This window comes from Amycolatopsis speibonae (assembly GCF_042647925.1).
In the GTDB taxonomy this organism is placed as follows: domain Bacteria; phylum Actinomycetota; class Actinomycetes; order Mycobacteriales; family Pseudonocardiaceae; genus Amycolatopsis; species Amycolatopsis speibonae.
In genome coordinates this window covers 19,875-46,873 of the sequence record NZ_JBHRWK010000046.1, presented here as the reverse complement: position 1 = coordinate 46,873, position 26,999 = coordinate 19,875, and the positions used below count along the sequence as shown (strand labels likewise).

The following is a 26,999-nucleotide window of genomic DNA, read 5'->3' as shown; positions in this document are numbered from 1 at the left end:
CACAACGCGCCCTGGGTGTTGAACCGCTTCCAGAACAGCGAGTACAGGATCGTCGGCAGGTTCGCCGACGCCGCCACCGCGAACGCCAGCGCCACCAGGAACGCCACGTTCTGGTTCTTCGCGAGGATGCCGCCGACGATCGCGACGGCCCCGATCACCAGCGCGGTGATCCGCGCGACGCGGACCTCGCTGTCGGGGTCGGTCTTGCCCTTCTTGATCACGTTGGCGTAGACGTCGTGCGCGAACGACGCCGACGCCGTGATCGTCAGTCCCGCGACCACCGCGAGGATCGTCGCGAACGCCACCGCCGCGATGAAGCCGAGCAGAACCGGGCCGCCCAGTTCGAGTGCCAGCAGTGGCGCCGCCGAGTTGGTCGTCCCCGGTGCCTTCGCGATCACGTCCGGGCCGACGAGCGCACCCGCGCCGTAGCCGAGCACCAGCGTGAACAGGTAGAAGATGCCGATCAGCGCGATCGCCCACACCACCGAACGGCGCGCGTCCTTCGCCGTCGGCACCGTGTAGAAGCGCATGAGCACGTGCGGCAGGCCCGCGGTCCCGAGGACCAGCGCGATGCCGAGCGACAGGAAGTCGAGTTTCGTCGTGCCGGTCTTGCCGTACTGCTTGCCCGGTCCGAGCAGCGCTTCCCCGGCCTTGCCGCCCTTGTCGACGGCGGCCTGGAACAGGTTGGAGAGGTTGAAGCCGTACTTCCCGAGCACCCACAGCGTCATCGCGAAAGCGCCCGCGATGAGCAGGACGGCCTTGATGATCTGGACCCAGGTGGTGCCCTTCATCCCGCCGATCAGCACGTACAGGATCATGATCACGCCGACGACGGCGATCACCAGGTCCTGGCCGAGGTTCCCCTCGATGCCGAGCAGCAGGTTCACCAGGCCGCCCGCCCCCGCCATCTGCGCGAGCAGGTAGAAGAACGAGACGGCCAGCGTGGAGATCGCGGCCGCGGCCCGCACCGGGCGCTGTTTCATCCGGAACGCCAGGACGTCGCCCATGGTGAACTTGCCGGTGTTGCGCAGCAGTTCCGCGACCAGCAGCAACGCCACCAGCCAGGCGACGAGGAACCCGATCGAATAGAGGAATCCGTCGTACCCGTTGATCGCGATCGCCCCGGCGATACCCAGGAACGACGCCGCGGAAAGGTAGTCGCCCGAGATCGCGATCCCGTTCTGCGGACCGGTGAAAGCGCGCCCCGCGGCGTAGTAGTCGGACGCGGTCTTCGTATTCCGGCTCGCCCGGAAAACGATCACCAGTGTGATCGCCACGAACACCGCGAAAATGGTGATGTTGAGCGCCGGATTGCTGCCCTGGACGCCCGCTGCCAGCGTTTTCACCGTTCGATCCCTTCGACCTCGTGCCGGATCTTGTCGGCGAGCGGATCTAGTTTCCGGTTCGCGTACCGGACATAAAGCCCGGTGATGACGAAGGTGGACACGAACTGCAGCAAGCCGAAGACCAGGCCGACGGTGATGTTGCCGAAGAGCTTGGTGCCCATGAACGCGGTCGCGTAGTCGGCGAGGAGCACGTAAAGCAGATACCAGAGCAGGAACAGGGCCGAGACCGGGAAAACGAATACCCGTAGCCGTCGTCGCAGCTCGGTGAATTCCGGGCTCGCCTGCACCTTTTCCCAGTCGGATTCCGGATCGGACCCGAGGCCTTGCTCGGTATCACTCACTTCGGACCTCCCATCTACCTCAACCATTCGGTGATTTCGATGTCACGGAAGATCATGCCCCTCTTGGGGCGCGAGAGGGGCAATCCATTTGAGTGAACGGTGCGACTCTGCGTAGAGCGTCACGACTCGAAAGAGTGAGTTTACTTGCGGTGGCGTCCCTTGCCGGCGGTCCGCGTCTTCTCTTCGGCCTGCCCGAACCGGGCGACCGCGCGATCGCGCATGAACCCGAGCGGATCGGGCGCGTGCAGCCGCAGCATCACGCCGTGGACGTCGTCCGGCCGCCCGTAGCCGGTCGCGCGGCTCACCACGTAGGTGGTCAGGAACGCCGCCGGCACGGTGATCAGCGCGGGCTGGTTCGAGAACCACGGCGCCCAGCCGCCGGTGTACTTGCTGACGATGTTGACCACCAGCGCGGTCAGCACCAGGCCGCCGCCGACGAGCATCCCGGCCAGCGCGCCGGGCCAGCTGAGCTTGCGCCACCAGACCCCGAGCAGCAGCAGCGGGCTGAACGTCGAAGCGGCCAGCGCGAACGACATCCCGACCGACAGCGAGAGGTCCTCCGACGGCAGCAGGATCGCCAGCGCGAACGGGATCAGCGCCACGATCGCCGTCGCCACCCGGAAATCGCGGACCCGGCCGGGCAGCACGTCGGTGGACACGACCCCGGCCACGCTCACCAGCAGCCCGGACGAACTCGACAGGAACGCCGCGAAGGCGCCGGCCGCGGTCACCGCGCCCAGGATCTGCCCCCAGAGACCGGGCAGGACCGCGGACGGCAGCAGCAGGACGGCGGCGTCGGTCTTCCCGGTCACCAGCAGTTCCGGGACGTACATCCGCGACAGCGCGCCCAGCAGCGTCGGGAACAGGTAGAACAGCCCGAGCAGCAGGAGAACGTGCACCGTCGTGCGGCGCGCGGCCTTGCCGTCGGGGTTGGTGTAGAAGCGGACCCGGACGTGCGGCAGCCCCATGGTGCCGAGAAAAGTCGCGAGGATCAGCGAATAGACCTGCAGCAGATCGGTGAGACTGCCCGAGCTCGGCCGCAGCCAGTCGCCGTTCGACGGGGGCGCGTCGCTGACCACCGGGACCGGGGTGCCCGCGGTGAACTTCAACGTCGTGCCCTTGGCGACCTTGTGCCCGGCCTCCGGCGTCCACACCGCGAAACCGTTGGCGCGCGCGCCTTCCACCTGCCCGTACGCCTCGAGCACGGTCACCGAGGTGACCTTCAGCGTGACGTCGGTCTGCACCGAGACCGTGGTGTTCTCGGGGAACGTCGGCGGGGCGGGCTGCCCGAGAGGGCGCGCGCTGCCCGGCGGGCCGGCGCCGAGGAACACGATGCACAGGATGAACGTCGGCACCGCGATGGCGAACAGTTTCAGCCAGTACTGGAAGGCCTGGACGACGGTGATGGCGCGCATCCCGCCCGCGATCACGTTGAACATGACCACACCGCTGACCAGGAGCGCGCCCGCCCAGGCGGGGACGGGCAGGATCGTCGCCAGCGTCAGGCCGGCGCCCTGGAGCTGCGGGACCATGTAGAGGATCCCGATGAACACCACGAACGCCGTCGAAACCCGGCGCAGCATCGTCGAACCCAGCCGCATCTCGACGAAGTCCGGCAGCGTGTACGCGCCGGACCGCCGCAGCGGCGCGGCGACGAAGAGCATCAGCGCGAGATAGCCCGCGGTGAAGCCGATCGGGAACCACAGCGCGTCGGCGCCGTCCTTGAGCACGATGCCGGCGACGCCCATGAACGACGCGGCGGACAGGTACTCACCGGAGATCGCGGCGGCGTTGCGGCGGGAGCGCACGGTGCGCCGGGCGACGAGGAAGTCGTGCGTGCTGACCGCCGACCTCGAGGAGCGATGCCCCAGGTAGAAGGTCAGGACCGCCACCAGCACTATGCCGGCCATGGCCCACGGATTCAGCTGCACAGCAGCGATCCTCGCACGTGCGGCTCCGCAATCAGTTCTCGATCATGTCAACGAAGTCGCGTTCATGACGTTCGGCCAGCCGGTTGTACCAGAGCCCGATGCCGAACAGGAAGGGAAAAGGTGCCACGCCGAGGATCAACCAGGGCAGCGGAATGCCCACGACGATCACCCGCCCGAATGACGGGATCAGGTAGAAGAGCACCGGAAGTGAACACAGCGTGACCATAACCAGCAACGCCAGCAGGGATGCCGTCCGCAGCTGGATCTTCACCAGGTCCCGGACCAGGAGTTTTCCCCAGCTGGTCTGTTCTTCGAGTTCGACCCGGGCCCGCAGGGTGCTCGTGGCCTGCCGCGGATCGGCGAGGATCACCCGCTGCCGCTTGGGTTTCGCGTGGTGCTCGGGTTTGCCCTGCTCGTGCTTCGGACCGGCGGGCGCGCCGGGCACCGGCTCGACGGCGGCCCCCTCGGGCGGCGCCGGTTTCCTGTTCCTGCCCTTGCCGAGGGTCGGGTCCGGTTCGCGAACCCCGTTGACCCTGCGGTAGAAGTCGTCGGTCATGTGCCGCCGCTACGTCGACCGGTTGGCGCCGACCAGCCGGTCCTTGAGCGCGCGCGTGTGGCGGCGGCTCACCGGCAGCACCTTCTCCTCGTTGCCGATGACGACCTGGTAGCCGCCCTGGCCCATGCGCAGCTCGGTGATCAGCGGCAGCGAGACCAGGAACGACCGGTGGATCCGGACGAAACCCGCCTTCTCCCAGCGTTCTTCGAGCTGCGCGAGCGGAATGCGGACCAGGTGGCTGCCGTCGGTGGTGAACAACCGGGCGTAGTCACCCTGCGCTTCGACCCAGCGGACCGAAGACCGCGGGATCAGCTTGGTGGTGCCCGCGAGCTCGACCGGGATGACCTCGTCGTCGTTCTTGACCAGCCCCGGACCGCCTTCCGGGCCGTACTGCGGGGCGGCGTTGGCGGCGAGTTTGTCGATCACGCGGGTGATCGCGCGGTCGAGCCGATCCTGCTGGTACGGCTTCAGCACGTAGTCGAGCGCGCCGAGGTCGAAGGCGTTGACCGCCTCTTCCGCGTGCCCGGTCACGAACACCAGGGCGGGCGACGGGCGCAGCGCGGCGAACACGCGCGACATCTCCATCCCGGACAGGCCGGGCATGTCGATGTCGGCGAACACCGCGTCCACGATGGGCAGGCCCCGTGCCTTGCGGTCGGCCAGCCTCGGATCGTCGGCGGACAGCAGGCGCAGCGCCTCCGAAGCGTCTATCGCCGGATAGACGAGGGCGACGTGCGGGCTGTTCCGGAGACAGTGGACAAGTTCGTCTAGCCCTTTGGGCTCATCGTCCACCGCCAGGACAATGAGCTTCCGGGTGTCATCGTGAGCACTCACAGTGAGACGCATCCTGCCCATTGCCGGGTTCCTTGTCCAGCCCGCTTCACGAAAGTCGAACGAAAAGGACGGCACCGGCACCCCCGCGCCCGGGGTGGCCGGTGCCGTCATCTTTTTCCGGTGACACGAACCGCCCAGCCGTGCCACATCTGGAGGTCGATGCTCAGGCGCCGCGGGTCAGGACCGTGACGTAGTCGACGAGCATCGGGTGTCCCGGCACGATCCCCGGTCCGGGGGTCGTGGTGCCGGAGTTGTTGTTCGGGAACGCGCCGCCGATCGCGAGGTTGAGCAGCACGAAGTAGCCCGCGTGGTTGGTCATGTTCGCCCAGGTGGTCGCGTCGACCTGGTTCTGCGCGACCGAATGGAACTGCTGACCGTCCACCAGCCAGCGGAACACGTTGGGGCTGACGCTCGTGTCCCATTCGAAGGCGTAGGTGTGGAACGCGCTCTGGCAGCTCGCGCCGGGGCAGGCCCGGCTGCCGACGAGGCCGGTGGTCTCGTCGCACGGGCCGCCGGGGTTGACGCCGCAGTGCAGGACGCCCCAGACCGAGTCGATCCCGTTGACGTTCTCCATGATGTCGAATTCGCCGACGGCGGGCCAGTTCCAGAAGTTGCCGCGATACGGCGAACCCAGCGCCCAGAAAGCGGGCCAGTAACCGAGCGCGGCGGCGCCGGTGACGTTCGGCATCTGGATGCGGCCTTCGATCCGCAGCGCGCCACCCTGCGGCGGCTTGAAGTTCGTGCGCTGTGTCTCGATCCGCGCCGACGTCCAGTTGCCCGCGCCGTCACGCAGCGGCGTGATCCGCAGGTTGCCGGAACCGTCCTGGGCGAGGTTGGCGGGGTCGGCCGTGTAGTTCTGGATCTCGCCGGTGCCCCAGTCCCCCGGGCCGCCGGGATACGCGTGGCCGGTGTCGACGATCCAGTTCTCGTTCGACGGGAGCGAACCCGCGGCGCCGGTGAAGTCGTCGGCGAACACGGTGGTCCAGCCGGACGGCGGGGGCGGGACGGCGGCGGACGCCGGGAAAGCCAGGGGGACGACCAGCAGAGCCGCGCCGAGCGCCGAACCGAGCGCGGTCTTCCAGCGACTCCGACGGGAAGAAATAACGGACATCGGGCCTCCTCGTCAACGTTGTCGAGGTTTGTTGCCGTTCACAACAAAGCGGTATGTCCGATATGAGACCTGGTCTGAACCACTTACGCCTACCACCGTTCGGGTGAATCGCGCTCGGCCCGGACGCAATGAAAGGTCCTTTCCTTGCGAAATTTGCAAGGAAAGGACCTTTCATCTCACGCGGGTCAGAGGCCGAAGCGGCTCCAGGCGGCCTTGTGCTGGACGGCGTCGAGCAGCGCGCTCGCCGCGGCGGGAGCTCCGATGCCGAGCCGGGCCAGCAGCGGCTTCTTCGGTTCGGCGATCGCGATCTCGGCGTCCGGGTAGCGCTCGGTGAGCACCTGGCGGAGGCTGCCGACGCCGTCGATGAGGCCGAGTTCGATCGCGCGGGCGCCCAACCAGACGTCACCGTTGAACAGGTCGTCGGAGCCGGACAGCCGGTCTCCGCGGCGCTCGGTGACCCAGTCGACGAACAGCTCGTGGAGCTGGCCGTGCATCTTCTTCAGCCACTCGACGTCTTCCGGCTTCTCCGGGCTGAACGGGTCGAGCCGGGACTTGTTCGTCCCCGCGGTGTGCAGCCGCCGCTCGATGCCGAACCGCTCCAGCAGGCCGGTGAACCCGAACCCGCCGCTGATCACGCCGATCGACCCGACCATCGACGTCCGGTGCGCGTAGATCTCGTCGGCCGCGCAGGCCAGCCAATACCCGCCGGACGCGGCGACGTCTTCGGCGAAGGCCAGGACGGGCACGTTCTTCTCGTCGGCGAGCTGGCGGATCCGTTCGGCGACCAGGCCCGACTGCGTCGGCGCGCCGCCCGGCGAGTTGATCTGCAGCGCGACGGCCTTCAACCGGTCGTGCGCGAACGCGCGGGTCAGCGCGGACTCGACGGCGGCCAGGTTGATCGACCCTCTGGCCAAGGGTGACGGGGTCGGCGTGATCACCCCGTGCAGCTTGACCACGGCGACGACGTCCTTGCGCTCACCCCGGTCGCCGATCATCGGGAGACGGGAGGCCAGCTTGTCCGCAACGCTCATACCGCCAGGTTACCGACGTTCAGGACGGCAGCACGCCGCTGCGCGAACCGGTCACCCCGCTGGCTTCGTTCGGACCACCCTGCGGCGGGACGGCGGCGCTGTCGGCGGAGAAGTCCGGCAGGTTCGGCCGCACGCCGGGCATGAACTTCGGGACCCGCAAGGTCACCTTCATGCCGGCGCCGGGCGCCGTCTCGACCATGAGCGCGTAGTCGCGGCCGAACACCTGCTGCATCCGCTGGTTGATGTTGCCGAGGCCGACGTGCGCGCCCGTGCGGTGCTGGCTGCGGAGGTCGGCGAGCTTGGCGGGCTCCATGCCGATGCCGTCGTCCTCGACGCTGATCAGCGCCTCGGCGCCGTAGTCCTCGGCGATCACCGTGACGCAGCCGCCCGAGGGCTTCGACGCGAGGCCGTGTTTGACGGCGTTCTCCACCAGCGGCTGGATGATCAGGAACGGGACGACCACCGAAAGCACCTCGGGCGCGATCTTCATCCGCACTTCGAGGCGTCCGCCGAAGCGGGCGTTCTCGATGGTCAGGTACCGGTCGATGTTGCGCAGTTCCTCGGCGAGCGAGGTGAACATGCCCGACGTCCGGAATGAGTAGCGCGTGAAGTCCGCGAAGTCCTGAAGCAGCTCTCGCGCTTCCTCCGGGTCCGTCCGGATCAGCGACGAGATAGTGTTGAGCGCGTTGTAGACGAAGTGCGGCGAGATCTGCGCGCGCAGCGCCTTGATCTCCGCCTGCTGGAGCTGGTTCTTCGATTCGTCCAGGCGCGCCAGCTCGAACTGGGTGCAGACGAACTGCGCGACCGCGTCGGCCATCTGCACCAGCCGCCCGCGCGTGCGCCCGACGACCAGCAGCGCCGCCTCGGTCTCGCCCTCGACGATCAGCGGCACGATCACCGCGGTCCGCATCCGGCAGGTGCCGCGGTGGTTGCACGGCATCTTGTCGTGCGCGACGACCTCGCGGCGGTGCTTGCGGATCGCGTTGCCGATGGCGTCGACGAGGTCGACATAGTGGTCGTTGGCCTCGCCGTCCCAGGACAGCAGCGTGCCTTCGCTGTCGGTGATGCCGACGGCGACGCAGTCGAGCATCTCCAGCAGCTGGCTGGTGATCTTGTCGGCGACCTGCTCGTCGAGCCCCTCGCGGAGGTCCGGTGTCGCCTTCGACATCCGGTGGACGGCCTGCAGCACCGCGTTCTCCACGATGCTCGCGGGGCGCCTCAGCTTGATCAGCAGGACGACGACGAGGATCGCGAGCAGCAGCGCCACACCCCAAGGGATGATCTGCGCGATCTCGAGCCCGGACACGGCGTCCATGCTCTGCGCTCGACCAACCGGGTGCAAGGCTTACTCCCCACTTTCCGTTGAGTTGTGACAACCGAGGGTGGGGTCGACCCTACCCAAGACGGGGGTGTTCCCCCCATGGTCACTCCCCGGGGCACGGGAAAGACTGTCCGCAGGCAATCGCTTCCGGGAGAGGAACACAATGCGCGGATCGGGGAAACTCGCGGCGGGTGTGCTGGCAGGGGTCCTGCTGGCGAGCGCGTCGGCGGGGACGGCGGCCGCGACCGGGGATCCGGTGCGCGCGGCCGTCGGGCACCTGGTCGCCGAAGGGGGTTTCCCGGGCGCGGTCGCCTGGATCCGGAACGGTGAGGCGGTCTCGCGCTTCGGCGCCGGGTACGCGAACCCGGTCACGCGGGAGCCCGCGGGGCCGCACCACCGTTTCCGGATCGCCAGCAACACCAAGGCGTTCGTCGCCACGGTGGTGCTGCGGCTGGCGGGCGAAGGCGCGCTTTCCCTCGACGATCCGGTGGAGCGGCGACTGCCCGGTGTCGTCCGCGGACCGGGCTACGAGCCGGAAAAGATCACCTTGCGCATGCTGCTGAACCACACGAGCGGCGTGCACGATCCGCTGGATCCGCACTTCTTCGACCCGTACCTCGTCGAGGGGAACCGGGCGCACGTCTATCCGCCGTCGGAGGTGATCCGGCGGTCGCTCGTCGACCCGCCGACGTTCACGCCCGGCGCGAAGACGGAGTACTCGAACACGGGATATCTGTTGCTGGGCAAGGTGATCGAGAAGGTCACCCGCCACGACGTCCGCGAGGAGATCCAGCGGCGGATCCTCGACCCGCTCGGCCTCGGGCAGACGTATTTCCCGCTCCGGTCGCCGTTCCTGCGCGGACCGCATCTGCGCGGATACGACCTGAGCGAACCGGCGAAGGACATGACCGTGTTCAGCCCGTCGTACGACTGGACCGCGGGCGCGATGGTCTCGACCGTCGACGATCTCGCGACGTTCCATCGCGCGCTGCTGGCGGGGCGGTTGCTGAAGCCCGCGCAACAGGCCGAACTCGAGAAGCTGGTGCCGTACGGCGAGTTCGGTGCGTACGGCGCCGGCGTCGAAACGCTCAACCTGCCCTGTCCTGGCGGGACGAAGACGGTCTGGGGCAACACGGGGGCCGGGCCGGGGTTCTACAGCGTCTCGATGAGCACCGAGGACGGCTCGAAGCAGATCGTGCTGGCGCTGAACGTGTACGACCTGGCCAAGGACGTGGCACACGAGGCTCCGCTGCCGAGCAGCCCTCTTCCGGCGGTCGCCGCAGCGCTGTGTTGATCAACTGCAGGCTGATCACTTCAGCAGACGCGACATCCGCCGGTCCGCGAGGGGCTTCCCGCCGGTCTGGCAGGTCGGGCAGTACTGGAACGACTTGTCCGCGAACGAGATCTCGCGGATCGTGTCGCCGCAGACCGGACACGGCAGCCCGGTCCGCGCGTGCACGCGCAACCCGGACCGCTTCTCGCCCTTGAGCCGGGCCGCGGACTGGCCGACAGAGCGCGTCACGGCGCTGGTCAGCACTTCGCGGATGGCCTCCGAAAGCCCGTCGAGCGCTCCTTCGGACAGCTTTCCGGTTGTGGCGTAAGGAGAAAGCTTCGCCCTGTGCATGATCTCGTCGGAGTAGGCGTTGCCGATCCCGGCGAGCAGCGACTGATCGGTCAGCGCCGTCTTCAACCGCTCGGTGCGCCCCGCGAACAGCTTCTCGAGCCCCGCGCGGTCCAGCGAAAGCGCGTCCGGCCCGAGCCGCGCGATACTGGCGACCTCCTTCTCCGGATCACGCACGATCCAGACGGCCAGCCCCTTCTTCGTGCCGGCCTCGGTGAGGTCGAAACCCGGCCCGGCGGCCGCGTCGAGGTGGACGCGCAGCGAGATCGGGCCCTTGCCGGGTTTGAGGGGCGTCGGCGACAACGCGTCGGACCAGCGCAGCCAGCCCGCCCTCGCCAGGTGGACGACCAGATGGAGATCCCCGGCGACGAGATCCAGGTGTTTGCCGAAGCGGCCGGCCCCGGTGACCTCCCGGCCGTGCAACTCGGTCCACGCCGGTGTCGCCGTCTTCAGCACGCTGAGGGACGACACGTCGACACGGAAGACCTTCTTGCCCACCGCGTGTTCACGCAGGTGGTGAGCGAGCGCTTCGACCTCGGGTAACTCGGGCATGGCCCCAGTCTCGCGCGTTCAGGCCGCCGCGACTACTCCACCGGATGCAACGGGCCGTCGAAATCCGGCAGCGAGTGCTTCTGGATGGTCTTGGTGATCTTCGAGACCTCGCCGCGCACGGTGAACATGCCGCGGATGGTGCCCACCCAGCGCTCGGACGGCCTGTCCCCCGCCAGATCGCCCTCGGTCTCGGCGACCACGGTCCACGGGCGGCGCAGGATCCACCGCAGCGGGAAGAACAACGCGATCAGCAAGAGCGCCAGCGGGACCCAGGACGGGATCATCACGTCGGCGGGTGTCCACATGATGAGCACGATCGCGAGCAGCGCCGTCACGACGATCATCGCGATACCCGGGCCGTAGCTGCCCGCCACATCGTGCTCGAAGTCGTCCGCTGTCGCGGGAGCACGCCATTCCATCTGGGCTCGGACCACCCAGTCACGGCCGTCCTCGCCGTGCACCAGCCGGTTCATTCAGTCGCCTCCCGCGCGGCCGCACGCTCGTCGTGAGCGAGTTCCACCGTACCGTGATGGCGGCCGGATTCGCGAGAGTTCGGAGGCGATATGCCCGCTCGGGCGTTATGGGCACGTCGGGTAGTCGACACCTGGTTCCGGATAGTGAGAAGTCGGCTTGACCGGGCTCGGTTCGTTTTCCGAAGGTTCACCGGACGGCGTTCCGGTCGTGCTTTCGGGAGTCCCTGTCACCGGCGAAGAAGACCCTTCCGGGTCAGTCGTCGACTTCGGCGTGTTCGACTCCGAAGGCTCTGTCGCGTCCCGTGACGTCGTCGTGGTCGGGCTCAGCGACTCCTCGGTGGGGCTGAGCGATTCCCCCGGCGGGATGTCGTCCCGCTTCGAGGTGGTCTGGTTCGTGCCGGTCTCCGGGACCTCGTTCCGTGGCGAGGTCTCCTGCAACGGCTTCCCCTCGGACGGTGGCAGCACGACGTCACCGCCGCCCAGCTCCTTCCGCGACGTGCCCGCCCCCGGCAGGCTCGGCACATCGGCCACGCCGAGCTCGGCGCTCGGCCCGCGGCCGGTCACGACCGGCTCGGAACCTTTGCCGTGCAGCCGGTCCTCGGCGATCCGCTGCGGCGGGATCTGCACCGGCTGGTCGTTGGCGGGCGGGGCGACCTGCGCCGGCAGCAGTGCCAGCTCCGGCAGCCCGCCCCCGGACAGCCCGACGGTGTGTGTGACGTCGGTACCGAACACGGCCGGACCGGCGACGATGCCGACAGCGCCCGCGGCGGCCGTCGATGCCACCGCCAAACCGACCTTCACCTTCGACCCGAGCAGAAGTCCCTTGACCGACGCGGCGAGCCCCGACAACGCCCCGCTCGCGTGGGCACCGGCGGCCGCCGGCACCAGCAGCGCCACCACACCGGCGTGCGCCCGCAGCGAGGAACAGACATCCCGCAGCTCGTCGTGCGTCGCCCGGCAGGACTGGCACCCGATCAGGTGGGTCTTGATCCGGCGCGCCTCGGCCCCGGTGACACTGCCCGCGGTGAACCCGCCCAGCTTCTCCACCACCGCCCGGCACGAATCCGGCCCGCGGTTCACCGACAGATGCGCCTGCAGATACGCCGCCCGCAGCCCCTGCCGCGCCCGTCGTGCCAACGCCGCCGTCGCGTTCGCGCTCAACCCGAAATGCGGCGCGACCATCGCGGGCTGCTCGCCCTCGACCTCGGTCTGCCACAGCACCGAACGCCAGCGCTCGGGCAAACTCGTGAAGGCGGTCGTGATCAGCGAATGCTCGGCCGTGCGGGCGTGCGTGTCCGCCCCCGCCCCGGCCCGGAAGGTCAGCTCGTCGTCGCTCACCGGCACGTCACGACGCGCCCCGTGCCACTCCCACGAGACCCGGCGAGCCACCGTCAGCAGATAGGCCCGCACGTAGTCCCGCGGCCCGGCACCCCGGCGCAACGCCTGAAGCACCCGGAAGAAGGTCTCGGCCGTGATGTCCTCCGCCTCCGACCGATCGGAGGCGAGACTGCGCGCCAGCCGCCGCACCGCCGCGGCGTGAAGTTCGAAAAGCTCCCCGAAGGCGGCGTCCTCCCCATGACGGAGCCGCTGGAGCAATGCCTGCTCGTCGGATTCCGAGGCCGCCTGAAGCGGCACCGTGCCCTGCTCGGTCATCCGGCCAGGCACCTCCTCCCCGAAGGACTCACCATTCGGTCGAATGGGGACACCATACGGAGGTATGCAGCCGTCGTCACCCCTTGTACGCCAGCTGTGACGCCGAAGCACCTGTAGGGGTGGGTCAAAATAGCTACAGACGGTCGGTGTATGGTTTCCCCACTGCTTCAAACGAGTGTTGAAGCAGTGGAACACATGCGGATGTAGCGCAGCTGGTAGCGCATCACCTTGCCAAGGTGAGGGTCGCGGGTTCGAATCCCGTCATCCGCTCGCAAGTGGGCATGTCATGTCCAGGGAACGCCTGGACCATGGCTTGCTCACCATAATTCCCGGGGCCCGAGCCCCGGACCCCCACGTCGCTTGTCGCTCGCGTTGGCGAGTCGGCTATAGGGCACGTCGATCTTCTTGGTTCTCCTTTCGGTTTGTTCTCTGATCTTGATGGTTACTACGTGCTACAGGTTCGGTGAGCGGAGTCACACGACCGTAGTAATTCGGATTTGTGCATATGTCGCCCCTGCTGGCGGCAGCCGCCACCTGGGCGTTCGGTACTTTGTGGACCGGATCTTCGAGGTGGGGAAAGACGGATGAGCGAGAGCGCGCGCGACGGCAGACCCGTCGCGACCATGGAAGCCGAGCAGGCACCTGAGCCCGGCAAGCCCGCGAAGCGAGCCCTGCTCGACAGGCTCCCCCTCTGGGCCCTCTGGGCACTGACAGCGGTACCGATCGTTCTGTCGATCACCGAGGTCCTCCGCGCCCCCAAGATCAACCACGCGGATTACTGGGTCGTCCTCGGCCTGACCGCCGACACGAACGGCAACCTGGACGTCGCCCAGCTGTTCCACCTCTATCACGAACACCCGATCGTGCTGGTCGGCCTCGTCTTCTGGCTCGACGCGAAACTGTTCGCCGGCACCCAGCCCCCGCTCGGCTTCCTCAGCGTCATCCTCGCGGGGGGCATGTTCGCCGCGATGTGGAGCATGCTGCCCCGAACCCTCACCGGCCTGCGCCGCGCCGGCGTCGTCGCCGGGCTCTCCGGCCTGGTGTTCTCCGCGGGCACGGTCGAATACTTCGGCGACGGCATGATGGGCGTCCAGTGGCTCCTCGGCCTCGCCCCCGCCGTCATCGCGATCGCCTTCGCGCACCACGGCAAGCTCGTCCCCGCGTTCCTCTTCGCCTTCATGGGCAGCCTGGGGCACGGAGTGGCGTTCCCGGTCTGGATCGTCCTCGCACTCGTCCTCTGGCTTCGCGGCGAGAGCCGGATCAAGACCGCCCTGCCGCTCGGCCTCGGTCTAGTCGTCTTCGTCCTCTGGCGCATCGCGCCGTGGCCGCCGAGCTACCAGAAGCCGAACGTCGTCGGCGTCGACACCTACCTCGGTGCGATGACCAGCACCATCGGTCAGTCCTGGTCCACCAAATCAGCCGATCTCGCGTTCCTCGCGGGCGCGCTGACCGTCGGTCTCTTCGGCATCTTCATCGCGACAGCCGTGAAGCAGCGGCTCACGGCCAAGACCGAGGACTTCATCGGCGGCCCCGACGGCCCGGCGCCGGTCGCGGCCGTCGCGGGCTGGTTCGGGCTGGCCGCCCAGGTGATCCTGAACGGCGCGATGATCGGTATCAGCCGAGGCGGCTACAACGCCACCGAAGGCCTGTCACCCCGCTACGTCGGGATCGGGCTCCTCGGTGTCTGCGCGGTGCTCGTGCTGTTGGTGACCCGCGGCCCGCGGGCGGTTCGGCTCAAGGCGATCCCGCTGGCGCTGGTCATGGCGCTGTGCGTCTACGCGATCGGGAACACCGCCGCGGGCGCGACCCGCTACCGGTACGCGTATCAGCCCGTTCTCGCGGTGGCGATGCACGTCAACGCGGGCGGGGTGATGGCCAAGATGTTCGCCTACAGCGACTTCCTCGACCAGGAACGGGCCATGGGCATCTACCCGTTCACGCCTGATTTCACCCTGGGCTGCGGCGCGGGCGGGCCGGAACTCGGAACGACCGTCGACCTCGCCAAGGCCGTCGAACTCAAGGGCCCCGGCTACGGCACCAAGGACACCGCCGGCGCCGTCGACACCGCACCCGTCACCGGTGACAAGCAGATCAACGGCTGGGCGCTCATCGGCGGACAGCAGGCCCAATGCATCCTCATCACGAACGGCGGGGGCAAGGTAGTCGGCGGCGGCACGGTCGGGCTTCCTCGCGACGACATCTCGCAGTTCATGAACGGAACCGGCCGCTCGGGCTGGCAGGCTGTCGCGGCGCCGGAGGTCAAGGACGTGGTCGTCCTCGCCTATCGCGACGGCGTCTACCACCGCATCACCACGATCAAGGACGCGGGGAAGGGCTAGAGCGCGGGCGCTTTGTACGGGTCGTGCTCGGCGAGAAGCTTGTCGACGCGGGCCTGGTCGACTCTGCTGACGACGGAGTTCTCGTCCTGCCGATCACGGATGCACTTGGCGAGCGTGAACGCCGACGTCGTCAGGAAGAGCATGCCGAGGGCGAGGAAGCCGCGGACCCAGCCGTCGACCGGCAGGTACCAGATGCCGACGACGACCGCGATCAGCGCCAAGCCGAACGAGAGGGCGGCCTGGACGAAGAACGCGACGGTGGTGGGAGGCGCTGCGGAAGTTTTCGTCATGCTTACCAAGGTCGCGCTGAGGACCGCGCAGTGTCTTGAGTACAGCTACTCAAGAAGTGTTGCGATTCAGATCCCGAAGCCCGTCCGTCCAGCACGATCGTCACGACTGGCCTGCCTCGTCTCCAACCCGGCTGACGATCAGTCGGACCACCCTTGCACGTTCGACATCGAATCGACCGGGAAGAAGCTCTGAGAATTCAAGCGCTCACCGGTCTTTCTCTCATATGTTTCCGACGCAAGGTAGAGCAGGCCTTCGGCCCCCTGCGTAGCCGGTGCGATGAACAGTCCGAATCCAACCCCGGACTCGAGAACCTCGCCATAGACCTTCTCACCTGCCAGTATGCACGCACAGCGCGCATACTGGAAATGGTCGCTTGTCTGCTCGAATTCCAAACCGGATAAATATACCGGAATTTCCGCGAGCTCTCTCCGGTCAATCCGAAAAAGAGCTTCGTGCAGAAACTCGGCGAACCGCTCCAAAGTGTTGGGCGTCATCACATCGAGTCGCGAGGAGATCCGCTCCAGGGCAGCATCAACGTCGTCGGCGTCGCGTACCGGATTCGATCCGATAACGCTCCAGAAATCAGACACAGACAACACCTTTACCACTACCAGAGCTTGAGTTGCTCAAACTTACGTCCTTCCGTCAAGATTTTCTTACCCGGTGAAGCGTTTTTATTTGACAAGGCAACTCCCTTGTCGCCCAATTCCTTCATCCGAAGATGCTCAGCAACAAAGAGGTCATTGTCCGAGCCGCAGACGTGGGTGCATGTCGCGTCACCTCGACTCTTCAAACGTCCGCTATCGATGTGGTCCTGCAGGCGGTTGTTGAAGTTCTTGGTCTTTCCGACATACGTCTTCCCAGGGTTGAGCTGATCCTTGAACTCGTAGATTCCTTGATTTTTGTTGCAGTTGTGGACGAGGACCGGACTGAGCCCCGCAAGCACAGAGTACGTGTGGTCGGTGTCGATGGTGAGGTTGTGGACGCGGGCGGACGTGTCCCAGGTCCGAGTAGCGGTTACCTGTACCCAGGTGCCACTGCTGGTCTGCAGCCAGCTTCCGACCGTCAGCGCGTCGGCCGGGACCCACTTCCGCAGGTCGGGTGCCCAGAACGGATGACCATCAGTGGCCACGATCGGCGCCCCGCCGTCGATGCCGATCTCGACCAGCTGCTTCTGCCCTTCGCCGATGATCGTGGCGACGACCTTCCGAGCCGTGATCTCACCGGTCTCGGGGTCTGTGGCCTGCACCTGATCGTCAAGCTTCACTTCCTCGATCGGCTTCGTCGTGCCGTCCGCCATCAGGACCTGCGTACCGGGAACGAAGCTGTTGCAGCCCGAGTTGCTCGCTGCTGCACCGCCCATGGCCGCGGCGGCCGCACCGACGACGCCCTCTCCCTCGCTGACGGCGACCACCACTTGCACCGCGTTCGCCGCCATCTCGGCGTCGGCCAGGATCCGCTCGGTGTCGGCGATGACCTTCTGGGCCTTCTCCACCTCACGGCCGAAGGTTGCCAGTGCCCGCGCGCCCTTCCAGAAGCTGGCGACGATCTCGCCGACCTTCAGGATCTTGCCCCAGGGAATGAAGTTGAGGAGGGTGCTGATACACGAGCCGACCGAGCCCTCGATGCAGCCCATGATGTCGTCCCAGCCGATGAGGCTCTTGATCAGCTCACCGGCCGCGTCTATGAAGACGTCCCATTTGGATTTCTTCACGACGGCTTGCGCTTCTTTGTAGGACTTCTCGTTGTAGCCCCGCTTGGCCTTCTCCCGCTGCTCGGCCGCGTATTTCTTGCCCTGCGGCGACGACGGGGAGCTGGCCATCACCGTGCAACTACCCGTGCACTTGGCCGCCTGTTCGGTGCCTTCGTGGCAGAACAGGCCGTCCTCGCCCATGTGGAAGCAGGCCGACATGCCAGACGGATCCGTCATGGTCGCCGGCGAGTTGTTCGCGTAGGAGTACGGGTTCCACAGCTGCGGGACTCCCGGATCCAGCACCGGGTCGGTCTTGGTGAACCTGCCCAGCGAAGGGTCGTACTCGCGTGCGCCGAGGTGGGTCAGGCCGGTCGTGTCCTGGTAGCCACCGACGAAACCGTGCTTGTCCGGCCAGGTGGACGGAGCAGGGCCGCGCGGGTTGCCGAAGGGATCCATGTAGCGCTGGGTGGGCGTGAGCGTCCCCGCGGAGATCGCCAGGCCGTTCGTGCCGTGAAGATCGCCGAGCATCCACTTGAGGCCGGATCCGCCGACTCGGACCGCGACCTGGGCTCCGCCGTGCTGGTAGAAACGGGTCGCCGAAACACCGGTCGTGCCGGTGGTGATGACCAGCTCGAGGTCGCCGATCGTCAGCGTGGCGCCTGTCGGTGCGCGGGTGACGAGCCGGTTGCCGCTGGCGTCGTAGATGTACTTGCTCTCACCGGTCGGCGATGTGACGCCTTCGGTTCTTCCTTCATGGTCGTAGGTGAACGTCTGGGTGTCGCCGCCGACGTTCCGCGTCAGCATCGAGCCGGCTTGGTCGTAGGTGTAGCCGCTCGTCGAGGTCCCGTTCGGGCCGCTCGTGTCCACCTTCTGCAGGGCATGCGGCTTGACGGCGGTCGGCCCGGCCGCCGGGTAGGTCGACGTGCTCGTGACATCACCGGTCGACTTGTGGTCGACCTCCTTCGTGCGGTTCCCGGTCTTGTCGAAGGAGTACGACTTCCAGTACGGCGCGGCCCCGCCGAGTGCGGAAGCCGACTTGGCCGTCGCGCAGTCACTCGAAGACGGAGTCCACGCTTCGGTCATCCGCCGCTGGTAGTCGTATTCGAAACACTGGGTGTCGGCCGGCGCACCCGACGGGGTGTCCGAGATCTTCGTGACGTTGCCGGCCGGGTCGTAGCCGTAGGTCCGGTTGGTCAGCTGCGAACCGACCTGGGTCGCGCGGTTGACGGTGGTCGTCTGCGGACGCCGGGTGATCTCGTCGTAGGTCTGGGTCACGCCGACGTTCACGGTGGACTTCTCACCGTCGAACTGCATGCGGGACATCTCGTTGAACGAGGTGTAATCGGTCTTCGAGACCAGATTCGTGGTCGTGCCCGAAGAGTCGATCGCATACGACGTAGACGGCAGCCCGAGCTCGTTGTACGTGTGCCGTACGTGTTCGAGCGGCAGGTTTCCGGCCTTCGGGCTCACCGTGGACGCGACAGCGCCCGTCGCCGTGTAGGTGGTGCCGAACTCATAGGTCCCGGCCAAGCCCTTTTCGACGGCCGGCACATCGACGGCGTTCTTGGTCGGCCTGCCGTACTTGTCGTAGGCCACGACACGGGTGACATACGCGTCCGTGCCCACCCAGCGTGTCGACGAGGCGGGAAGGCCGATCCCGTTGGGGAGGGTGTCGTAGGTCCAGCCCGCCAGCTTGGTGCCAGTGGTCGAGTCCGCGTTGGTCTGCGTCTTCCGTCCGAGTTTGTCGTAGGTATAGAAAGTGGCCTTGCCGCGGGAATCGGTGGACGACGTCACCTGCCCGCCGTCGTCGTAGGCAAAGGTCGACTCTCCCGCGTCCGGGTCGGTCTGCCGAATCTTGCGGCCGCGCAGGTCGTAGCCGGTCGACCAGACGTTGCCTGCCGCGTCGGACATCGACGTCATGGCGCCCGCGGCGTTGTACGTGTAGTTCGTGACGTCGGCCGGATTGGCCGCTCCCGGCGTGTACCCGTCCGTGTAGAGCAGCCGCTGGACGGTCTGCCCGTGCACGTCGGTCACCACGGTTTGCGGCGACGCTCCCCGCGGCGGAATGGTCGTGACCCGGTCGCCGCCGTAGATGGTCGACGTCTGCCACTGCTTGACGCCCTTCGACATCAAGATCGATGCTGTCGCGCGGGCGCGACTGTCGTACTCCGTCACGGTCTGGTTGAACACCGTGTTGTCCGCGACGGTCACCAGCTTCGCGGCCGGCCCGGAAGCGTCATTGAAGTAACCGTTGTTGGACTTGAACGGAAGCCCACGAGAGTCGTAGACAGTGTCGCTGATGATCCGTCCGCCACCGGACGCCACGGACTGTGCTTGTCTCGTCCGCCCGAGGCCGTCGTAGATCGCGTACGACGTCGTGTACTCGCCGTTGTCCTGCAACGCTTTCGTCGCCACCGTCGTGGGGACGGCTGTCGGTGAAGTCGCCGCATCGGTGTAGGCGAAGGTCGCTGTCGCCTTGTCACCGTCGAGCTTGCTGCGCCCCGGATTCCAGACCGCTGTCTTACGCCCCAGCGCGTCGTAAGTGATGTCCGTGCGGACCTTGTTCACGTCGACCGAGAACACCGGGTTTCCCCGAGCGGGTTCCTTGGTGGTCGTCGAGACCCAGCCGAGGGGGTTCGTCACGGTGACTTCGGTGACCTGTCCGCCGGCACTGTGCACATACCCGGTCTTCGTCACCGCACCGGCCACATCGGTCGACAACACTTCACGGCCGTAGGCGTCGTATTCGTTCGTCGCGGTCGTCAGGAATTTCTTGCCTGTGCCATCCCAACCGCTGAGCGTGTCGGTACGCGTGATGTTGCCCGTCGTCGGCGGAACACCGAAGGCCTGCTTGTCATAGGAGACCTGAGCGTTGGTGATGACCGTGGACGCCGTCGCCGTACCCGAACAAGTCCCGGCGAACATCACGACTTCGCTCGACTTGTCGAACATTCCCGTGGTGTTCGGGACGTAGGTCGTCTTGGTGCAGGTGTCGTCCGTGGCGACGCCGGTGTCGCCGAGGTCTTCCTGCTCGATGACGAGGCCGTTGTCGTTGAACTTCTTGTTCACCTGGTTACGGCGATAGGTCTTGCCGTCGGACAGCAGGGTGCGGCCCCGCACGGTGGCGATGTCCACCGAATGCGCCTTGAGCAGGCCGTCCGCGCTCGTCGCCGTCGGACCACGGAGCCAGGGGTCGTTGATGGTCGCGTTGTCGACCGTCGTCGTACCGGGGAGGTACGTCCTGGACTCTCGGAGGAAGCCCTGCAAGGGATCCTGGTCGACGATCGTTCCCTTTTCGGAGTCCTCGACGGAGGCCGGGCGTTTGCCGCCGTTCGGCAAGTGGTCGCCGTCCATCCCGCGCAGGTACACGGATTCCGTCACCGTCTGGGTGGCGGACGGATGGCCGATGGACGTCCGCACCACGCCGTAGCCACGCCATTGGCTCCAGGTCTTCCGCGCCTTCGGCGTGAACTGGCCTTCGTCGTAGTGCCACGCGGCGTCGCCGAGGTACTCGTAGTGCGTCTTGACCGCGACCCCGCCCGCGGTCAGGTCTTCTTCGGAAATGTCCGTGACGACGTACTTGTGGAACCAGTCGAGGACCGGGTCCTTCGCCGCCGGCGGGCTCCAGAACGACGCGTAGCAGCGCATCGTGTCGGTCTCGGGTGACGCGGGCATGCGGGACCCCGCCACGCAATCAGGGCCGGAGTAGGCGACACCGATCCGCCCGCCGGTCTCGGTCCTGATCTCGTTGACCCGGTAGCGGGTGATCGGGTTGTACTTGTCGCCGACCGTGTCGACCCGGTTCGCGAACATGAATCCGCCGAACGTGGTGGCAGGCAGGGTGATGCTCCCGCCACCGCCCTTCCCGGTGTGGGTGACCGAGGACAGCCACAGCGCGGACGGGGAGGCATCACCTGTGCCGGGGAACGTGTGGGCCAGGTTCCAGACGTCGACATCGGTCTGCGTGCCCGCGTTGTTGTACTGCGTCCGGACCGTGGTCAGCCGTTTGCGGGTGAAGAACGCCGGCGAACCGTAGTCGCAGGGTTTGTCCTTCGCGCAGATCTGTTCGGACGGGACGTCCGGCCAGGACGAGGCGGTCGTGGAGTTCAGTTGCGAGGGGTCGCAGGTGATCGCCCCGGACGGGAGGCAGCGCTCCGCGGTTTCGAAGACGACCTGGTTCGTGGGCGCGGAACCGTAGACGCTGCCGTCCTTCAGCCGCAGGCCGTACTCGATCCGCAGGGGATATCCACCGGCGGTGTACTCGGTTCCGGCGGTCGTGACGTTCTGGTTCAGCCCGTAGTAGTTGATCTCCGGCTGGTAGTAGTACGTGCTGGCGTTCCCGTGCGGGTCCACCACGTAGTCCAGGTTCCAGCGCCAGGGTTGGCGGCACGACGAGCCTGCGAAGTTGTTCGGCTTGTAGCAGGCTTCGCCGTCGTTGTTGCCGAACACCGGGACCGTCCAGGTGGACTGGGTCTCGGCTTTGCCGGACGACCAGCCGGGCGGGCGGTTGAGTCCCAGGAAATACTGGGTTCCGTCGCCGGTGGTGACTTTCCAGTGTTGCCCGTCCTGGGCGTTGTTCGCGGCGCCGCCGAGCAGTTCGATCTTGGAACCGTCGTCGTTCTTTGGTCGCCATTGGTTCGTCCCGGCGAGTTTGATCAGCTCCGTCGACTTGCCGCCGAGGACGAGGGTCGCGTTGTCGATCCCCCAGCACTGGTCACCGGTCTTGGTCTGCCCGTTGTTGCCGCCGAGGTCCTCGCTGCACGGCAGGTAGTTGCGGACCACGTAACCGCCCGGCGTGAAGTCCCATCCGTCGCCGACCCAGGACGCCTGGTTGTTGGTCGCGGAGGTCAGCCCATCGACGCCGCTGGAGGAGTACGAAAGCGCGAGGCTCGGCGTCGCTCCACTCGGCGCGGAAGGAGCCGCGAACGGGTAGCTGTAGGAGAAACTCCCGGAAGACCCGCCGCTGGACCACGATCCGGCCGCGGACAACGGCTGGGCGGACACGTTTCCGGCGGAGCCGCTCGCCGCGGCCGTCACGGCGAAGACCCGAGGCGCGGCGCTCCCGAGCGCTACGTCCGCTGAGACTTGCCGTGTCTTGCCGTTGTTCACCGTCCCGGGAACCGGGGTTTTCGTCCGGCACTCGGCCTTCGACGGCGTCACCAACGCGCAGCCCGGCAATTCCACCAGTTGCAGCCGATCCGCCCAGCCACCGCCGTAGGCGCTCCCGAACGCCCGATAGTCGACCGCGACATTCACCGGTTCCGCACCGGCGCCCGTATCGGTCACGGCGAGCACCACGCCGCGGAGTCCGAGCGCGTCGCTGGCTTTCTGGTCGGCGACACGAACGCGAACCTTCGGCGCGGGCCCCGCCTTCTTGGCGGCGGCCGTGTCCTTCGCCCGTGCCCAGCCGACCTTCACCGGGGTGCCGTTCGCGGCGTTCTGAACGCCGAGCCCCTGCGGCTGACGACCATCGCGCGCTCCGGCGAGCACTTCGACCTCGGTTTCCGCCACTCCTGGCCAAACCGGCGGAGTCACCTTCGCATCGGGTAACACCGGCGGCGGCGAGGGCGGAGCGACGAGTGACGTGACCGGGACGCTCTTGTCCTTCTGGCCCGGCCCGAGCGACCAGCCCGGCGCACTCCCCCTGCTTTCGAGTGCGATCGCCGCGCCACCGGACGCGAGCATGATCGCGGTCACGGCCAACGCGGTGACGCGGGAAAACCGGCCGATGCGGGTCCAGCGGGTGTCTCTACGCATGACGAAGCCTGCCCAAGGTTCAGATGGAGCGTCTGCCGAGCCGGAGAAGAAGGATCAGGGGTGGTCGAGGATCATGTCCGCGGCGACACGTTGCGCGTCCAGCACACCGGTGTAGACGCGAACTCCACGGATGTCGCCGTACCAGAAATCGGATTTGTAGCCGGTCCACGCACCCCTGCCGATAAGCAGGCCTTCGAGCGGGCTGGCACCGTTCCACCCGGTCACATTGGTCAGGCAAACCGGGGAGTACTGCAGTTCGTCCGTGGAGGCGGACAGGCACGAGGTACCGGTTGTCGCGTCGTACGTGCCGGTCAAATGGGTCCACACGCCGTCAGACGCGTTGCTGTCGGAAACCGCGAACCACGCGAACGGATTCGTCGAGGTGGCGGTCGACGAACCCATCATCCAGCTCCACCGGCCTTGCCACTTGCCGTCCTGGTCCTTGATGCCTCGATATCCGAGCATGAAAGGCGGGAACTGCGGGGAGTCCACTCCGACCGCGGCCCTGCCCACCTCGTCGACGCCGGCCGTGTTGGCGGGGTTCGCCTGTTTGGCCGCGGCGACGTCCTCGGCGGTCCAGCGATGCTTCACCCACGCCTCGACGGTGAAGCTGCGATCGCCACGGAAATTCTCCGGTCGCTGCGACGCGATCTGCCCTGTCCCGGACTTGTCGAACTTCGCGACGTTGACGCCGTTGTCGTCGACCATGGCCGCGCCGCCCGAGACGGTCCCGGTGGTGCCGGTGACGCCGTCGGCGGTATTGCCGTCGAGCTGGTAGTTCGCCCGGAGAACAGCGGTGTTGGCGAGACCCGCGGTCTCGGCGGCGGGCAGGGCACGGTCCCAGACCTGCACCTGGTCGATACTGCCCTTGAAGAAGGTCGACGGGTGACTGTTCCACCGCACCTGACCGACCGCGAAGCCGCCTGTCGCGGTCCAGGTGGTCCCCGCGGGAATGTCGGTTTGCCCTTCCAGGACGCCGTTCACGTAAATCAGCACTTTGGCGGTGGACGCGTCGTAAACCCCGGTCAAATGAGTCCAGACGCCCACCTGCGGGATACCGGTGGAAGTCGCCCACCGGTACCCGTCTCCATCGATGTCCGCGGACGGAAGACCCATTATCCAGCGGTTCATGTCTTTGGAGTAGCGCAACTGGAATCCGCTGGAACGGACACCGTCCTGCCCGGCCACAGCGTAGTAACCGTTGGCGTCGGACAGCTTCACCCAAGCCGAAACGGTGAAGCTCTGCGCGGTGTCGATCACCGGCGTCTTCGTTTGACCGTAACCGTTTCCGTTGCTCACGAAAGCCTGGCCGGACGACTGCCCGACTTTGCTCTCCGTGGCGGACTGTCCGGCGGAGTCGCTGTAGCCGGTTTCGAACCCCGAACCTGGAGCGAAGGTGAGAGCGCCGTCGTTTCCGGTCGCGTCCGCCGTGCTGCTCTCGAACGCGTACTCGCGGGTGGCCGACAAACCGGTCGGCACACCGTTGTTCCCGTGCAGTGAACCGACTTCCGCCGTGGTCAGAGCGCGGTCGAAGATCACGGCCTCGTCGAGTTTCCCGGAGTACAGGTTGGTCCGGACACCGCCGGACTTCCCACCGCCGACGACCAACGGTCCCGCGCCACCGGAGCCGGTGGCGCTGACCGTGGCCTGCGCTTGTCCGTTGACATAGAGCGTCGCCGTTTTCGCGGTGGCGTCGTAAACGCCCGTGAGATGTGTCCACGCTCCCTCGGTCGGAGCGGCGGTGGAGAAGGCGGAACTTTGCGCCGGGTTGGCCTGGGCCGAGTCGGCGATGCTGAAGGCCCACTTCCCGGATTCGTGATACTGCAAGGCGAAACCGCTGCTCTGACTACCGTCCTGGGACAGCACGACCCGCCTGCTGTTCAATCCGGTGGGGTTCACCCAGGCGGAAGCCGAGAAGGACTTCGTCGTGTCCACCACCCGCGCACCGCTCGCGAAGTAGTCGCCTGCCTGGCCTGACAGGGACACGCCTTCACCGATCTTGCCGTCGGTGAACGCTCCCCGGCCTTCACCGACGTAACGCAGGCCCGTCGCCTGCGACTTGCCGTCACCTTCGAACTGCCAAGACGCGAGAGGAGCCGTGACGTCGCGGACGCTGAAGTTGTAGTCGACCCTCGTCGACGGGGTCTTCGCCCGGTTGCACGACCAAGCACTCAGGACGTGCGTGCCCTTCGTCTGAGGCGCGATGGCTACAGTCGCGGGCCCGCTGTACGCGGCGGGTTTCACGGTTCCCGGCTCGGTCCCGTTGCAGGTGGGCGGCGCGGTGTTGTCGAGCTTCCACACGTAGCTTCCGACCGAGGTCGGAGTGTTGGCCACCGTGAAGGTGAAGTCACCCGCCCGTCCGGGACCACCGCCGAAGGTGCCGCTGGGATACGTCTGGGACGACACGGACGGAGCGGACGGCTCGGAGAGCTGGACTTCGACTTCGCAAGCGCCGACCCAACTGGTTTCCCGGCCGTCGGTGACGTGCGCGTCGAAGGAGTAGAGCCCGTCCACGGGCATCGAGTCCTTGAACAGAGTCGCCTGAGCATTGCGATTGGCGACGTTCGAGTCGCTCAAGACGTTGTCGACACCTGCTTCACGCTGGTCCCAGGCGTAGTTTCCGGAGCTGACCCAGCCCTTGTAGACGCGGAAACCGGTGTAGAGCATGCCGCCGTCCGGATCCTGGACGTTCGCCTTGACCACGTAACCGGTGCTGGTGCGACCGAGCACCGGACGGACCCACGGCTGGCCAGGGGCGGGCGGGCCACAGGGATACGTCGAGGTCCCGTTGACGATGGCGAGATTGGCCGGCGAGTTCGGAAGCGAGTTGTAGGTGACCGAGAACCCGACCTGGGGAGAGTAGCGCTTCCACGTTTTCTGGTCGTTCTCGTTGGGCGAGACTATGCCGAAGGTGAAGTTCGGCGCGTTGGCTTTCGCCAGGCTCTCGATGACCCAGGTGACGTCGAAGCCGACGTTGGTCGGGCAGCCGTCCACACTTCCGAGCCAGTTGCCCAGTACCGGACCGCTCCCGAACTTCAGTCCCGGGACGATCGGATTGGTCAGCACCACGGTGTTCGAGCCACCGCAGTCCTTCGAATTGGTCACCGCCAGGTTCAGTTGCGCGGTGTAGATCTCTTTCCCGGCCAGGCCCCCGAGATTCATCTCCACGAAGGACCGCGCGGTGACCAGCTTTCCGGCGCAACTCGAGGCAGTGTCATAGATGTATCCGGCCTTGAGCTGATCACCCGAGTCCCACGCCGCGTCGCCTGGCACCTTCGAAGCGCCACAGGCGTGCTGGACCAGATAGTGGTTGCGGCCGCAGTTGGCGCAGTAGTTCGTCTGCCAAGTGGGGTCGACGTAAACCGGGTAAGCGGCGTTCGCCAGCAGGTCGGCGTCGGGCGTGAGGAGCAGCGACTTGCCCGAGATCTCGGTCGACACCTTGGCCTGACGACCGCCTGTCGCCGGACCGCGTACGAAATCCGTCGCGCCGGGTTCGACCCCCGACGAGTCCCACATCAAGGGCGCCTTGGCCAGGAAGACGTCGGCTCCCTTGGCGTCCTTGACCCGGAGAGCGCCGTCGTCGTCCTTGCTGAGCTTGCCGTTCTTCACCGGCAGGCCCAGCTTGATCTTCGCGATGGCCGGGTTCTTCGCCGCCTCCGGCGTCTTGATCACGACGACCTCGTGAACCTTGTCCACGTCCACCTCGACCTTGAGGTCGACACCGGGAAGCACGTCGGGATAGGTGGCGGTGGCACCCGACACGATCGGCTGGGGAAGCACCCCAGGCCAGTCGAGCCCCACCGAGGTGCCGTTGGCACTCAACTGCAGCAGAGGCGCCGCTCCTGCGGTCTGGACATCCCCGCGGCGACCTGCGGAAAGCGAGATATCGGCCATCGCGGCCTTCGGCGACAGTGCCCCGTTCGGGCCAGGGCTCAGCGTCGAGTCCGCGGGAACCCAGTCGCCGTCACGAGGGACTCGAACCGGCCGGGTGTTCTGCGTCAGCGTCAGGGAGCCGTCCGGGTTCGCGAAGGTTTCCGAACGCTCGGAGGTCAGGTCGTCGACCCGGACCTTCTTCTGGCCCTGTTTGGCGAATTTCGTCGCGGCCGCGGTGTCGGGGGCGGAATTCGGCACCGCCGACGGCGGCGGGGA

At 66.9% G+C, this 26,999-nt stretch carries 17 protein-coding genes and 1 tRNA gene; 3 read left to right on the top strand and 15 right to left on the bottom strand.

Going from position 1 to position 26,999, the window contains the following annotated elements:
* The 8 genes from ACFOSH_RS27710 to ACFOSH_RS27675 form a co-directional block, all read right to left on the bottom strand.
* On the bottom strand, positions 1 to 1,346 hold a 1,346-nt coding region (locus tag ACFOSH_RS27710), incomplete at its 3' end, for a solute symporter family protein (protein ID WP_378241998.1).
* Positions 1,343 to 1,687 carry a DUF485 domain-containing protein gene (locus ACFOSH_RS27705; RefSeq protein WP_378241997.1) on the bottom strand — a complete coding sequence of 115 codons (345 nt, stop codon included), beginning with the start codon at positions 1,685 to 1,687 and terminating at the stop codon, positions 1,343 to 1,345. The genes ACFOSH_RS27705 and ACFOSH_RS27710, both read right to left, overlap by 4 nt.
* 140 nt (positions 1,688 to 1,827) lie before the next feature.
* Positions 1,828 to 3,618, bottom strand: a complete 1,791-nt coding sequence (locus ACFOSH_RS27700; protein ID WP_378241996.1) for a sodium/solute symporter — start codon at positions 3,616 to 3,618, stop codon at positions 1,828 to 1,830.
* A gap of 31 nt (positions 3,619 to 3,649) precedes the next feature.
* Positions 3,650 to 4,174, bottom strand: a complete 525-nt coding sequence (locus ACFOSH_RS27695) for a hypothetical protein (protein WP_378241995.1) — start codon at positions 4,172 to 4,174, stop codon at positions 3,650 to 3,652.
* Positions 4,175 to 4,183: 9 nt separating this feature from the next.
* Entirely contained in the window at positions 4,184 to 5,020 is an 837-nt protein-coding gene (locus ACFOSH_RS27690) for a LytR/AlgR family response regulator transcription factor (RefSeq protein WP_378241999.1), read from the bottom strand.
* 151 nt (positions 5,021 to 5,171) lie between these two features.
* On the bottom strand, positions 5,172 to 6,119 hold the full coding sequence (locus ACFOSH_RS27685) for a glycoside hydrolase family 16 protein (RefSeq protein WP_378241994.1): 948 nt from the start codon (positions 6,117 to 6,119) through the stop codon (positions 5,172 to 5,174).
* Between the two features lie 185 nt (positions 6,120 to 6,304).
* Entirely contained in the window at positions 6,305 to 7,150 is an 846-nt protein-coding gene (locus ACFOSH_RS27680) for a S49 family peptidase (protein ID WP_378241993.1), read from the bottom strand.
* Between the two features lie 19 nt (positions 7,151 to 7,169).
* Positions 7,170 to 8,465: a histidine kinase gene (locus tag ACFOSH_RS27675; protein ID WP_076163972.1), complete on the bottom strand. Its 1,296-nt coding sequence runs from the start codon at positions 8,463 to 8,465 to the stop codon at positions 7,170 to 7,172.
* A gap of 169 nt (positions 8,466 to 8,634) precedes the next feature.
* Here ACFOSH_RS27675 and ACFOSH_RS27670 point away from each other — a divergent pair, with 169 nt between their 5' ends.
* Complete coding sequence (locus tag ACFOSH_RS27670) at positions 8,635 to 9,765, top strand: serine hydrolase domain-containing protein (protein ID WP_378241992.1); 1,131 nt, start codon at positions 8,635 to 8,637, stop codon at positions 9,763 to 9,765.
* Between the two features lie 15 nt (positions 9,766 to 9,780).
* On the opposite strand, the gene ACFOSH_RS27665 is transcribed toward ACFOSH_RS27670, so the two are convergent.
* The 3 genes from ACFOSH_RS27665 to ACFOSH_RS27655 form a co-directional block, all read right to left on the bottom strand.
* On the bottom strand, positions 9,781 to 10,644 hold the full coding sequence (locus tag ACFOSH_RS27665) for an Fpg/Nei family DNA glycosylase (RefSeq protein WP_378241991.1): 864 nt from the start codon (positions 10,642 to 10,644) through the stop codon (positions 9,781 to 9,783).
* A gap of 32 nt (positions 10,645 to 10,676) precedes the next feature.
* Positions 10,677 to 11,117, bottom strand: a complete 441-nt coding sequence (locus ACFOSH_RS27660) for a DUF983 domain-containing protein (protein WP_076163969.1) — start codon at positions 11,115 to 11,117, stop codon at positions 10,677 to 10,679.
* Positions 11,118 to 11,222: 105 nt separating this feature from the next.
* Positions 11,223 to 12,770: a sigma-70 family RNA polymerase sigma factor gene (locus tag ACFOSH_RS27655; RefSeq protein ID WP_378241990.1), complete on the bottom strand. Its 1,548-nt coding sequence runs from the start codon at positions 12,768 to 12,770 to the stop codon at positions 11,223 to 11,225.
* 197 nt (positions 12,771 to 12,967) lie between these two features.
* Between ACFOSH_RS27655 and ACFOSH_RS27650 the strand changes: the two genes are divergently transcribed.
* Positions 12,968 to 13,040 (top strand) — tRNA-Gly (locus ACFOSH_RS27650).
* 314 nt (positions 13,041 to 13,354) lie between these two features.
* Positions 13,355 to 15,109, top strand: a complete 1,755-nt coding sequence (locus tag ACFOSH_RS27645) for a hypothetical protein (RefSeq protein ID WP_378241989.1) — start codon at positions 13,355 to 13,357, stop codon at positions 15,107 to 15,109.
* On the opposite strand, the gene ACFOSH_RS27640 is transcribed toward ACFOSH_RS27645, so the two are convergent.
* From ACFOSH_RS27640 to ACFOSH_RS27625, 4 genes are all read right to left on the bottom strand, one after another.
* Positions 15,106 to 15,399 (bottom strand): YiaA/YiaB family inner membrane protein, encoded by a 294-nt coding sequence (locus tag ACFOSH_RS27640; RefSeq protein WP_378241988.1) that lies wholly within the window; start codon positions 15,397 to 15,399, stop codon positions 15,106 to 15,108. The genes ACFOSH_RS27645 and ACFOSH_RS27640 overlap by 4 nt on opposite strands.
* Positions 15,400 to 15,537: 138 nt before the next feature.
* A complete protein-coding gene (locus ACFOSH_RS27635) occupies positions 15,538 to 15,990 on the bottom strand; it encodes a DUF4240 domain-containing protein (protein WP_378241987.1) in 453 nt (150 codons plus the stop codon).
* 17 nt (positions 15,991 to 16,007) lie between these two features.
* Positions 16,008 to 22,850 carry an RHS repeat-associated core domain-containing protein gene (locus ACFOSH_RS27630; protein WP_378241986.1) on the bottom strand — a complete coding sequence of 2,281 codons (6,843 nt, stop codon included), beginning with the start codon at positions 22,848 to 22,850 and terminating at the stop codon, positions 16,008 to 16,010.
* A 54-nt stretch (positions 22,851 to 22,904) separates the two neighbouring features.
* The gene (locus tag ACFOSH_RS27625) at positions 22,905 to 26,981 is read right to left on the bottom strand and encodes a LamG domain-containing protein (RefSeq protein WP_378241985.1); all 4,077 of its coding nucleotides are present in this window, start codon (positions 26,979 to 26,981) and stop codon (positions 22,905 to 22,907) included.
* Positions 26,982 to 26,999 lie beyond the last annotated feature (18 nt).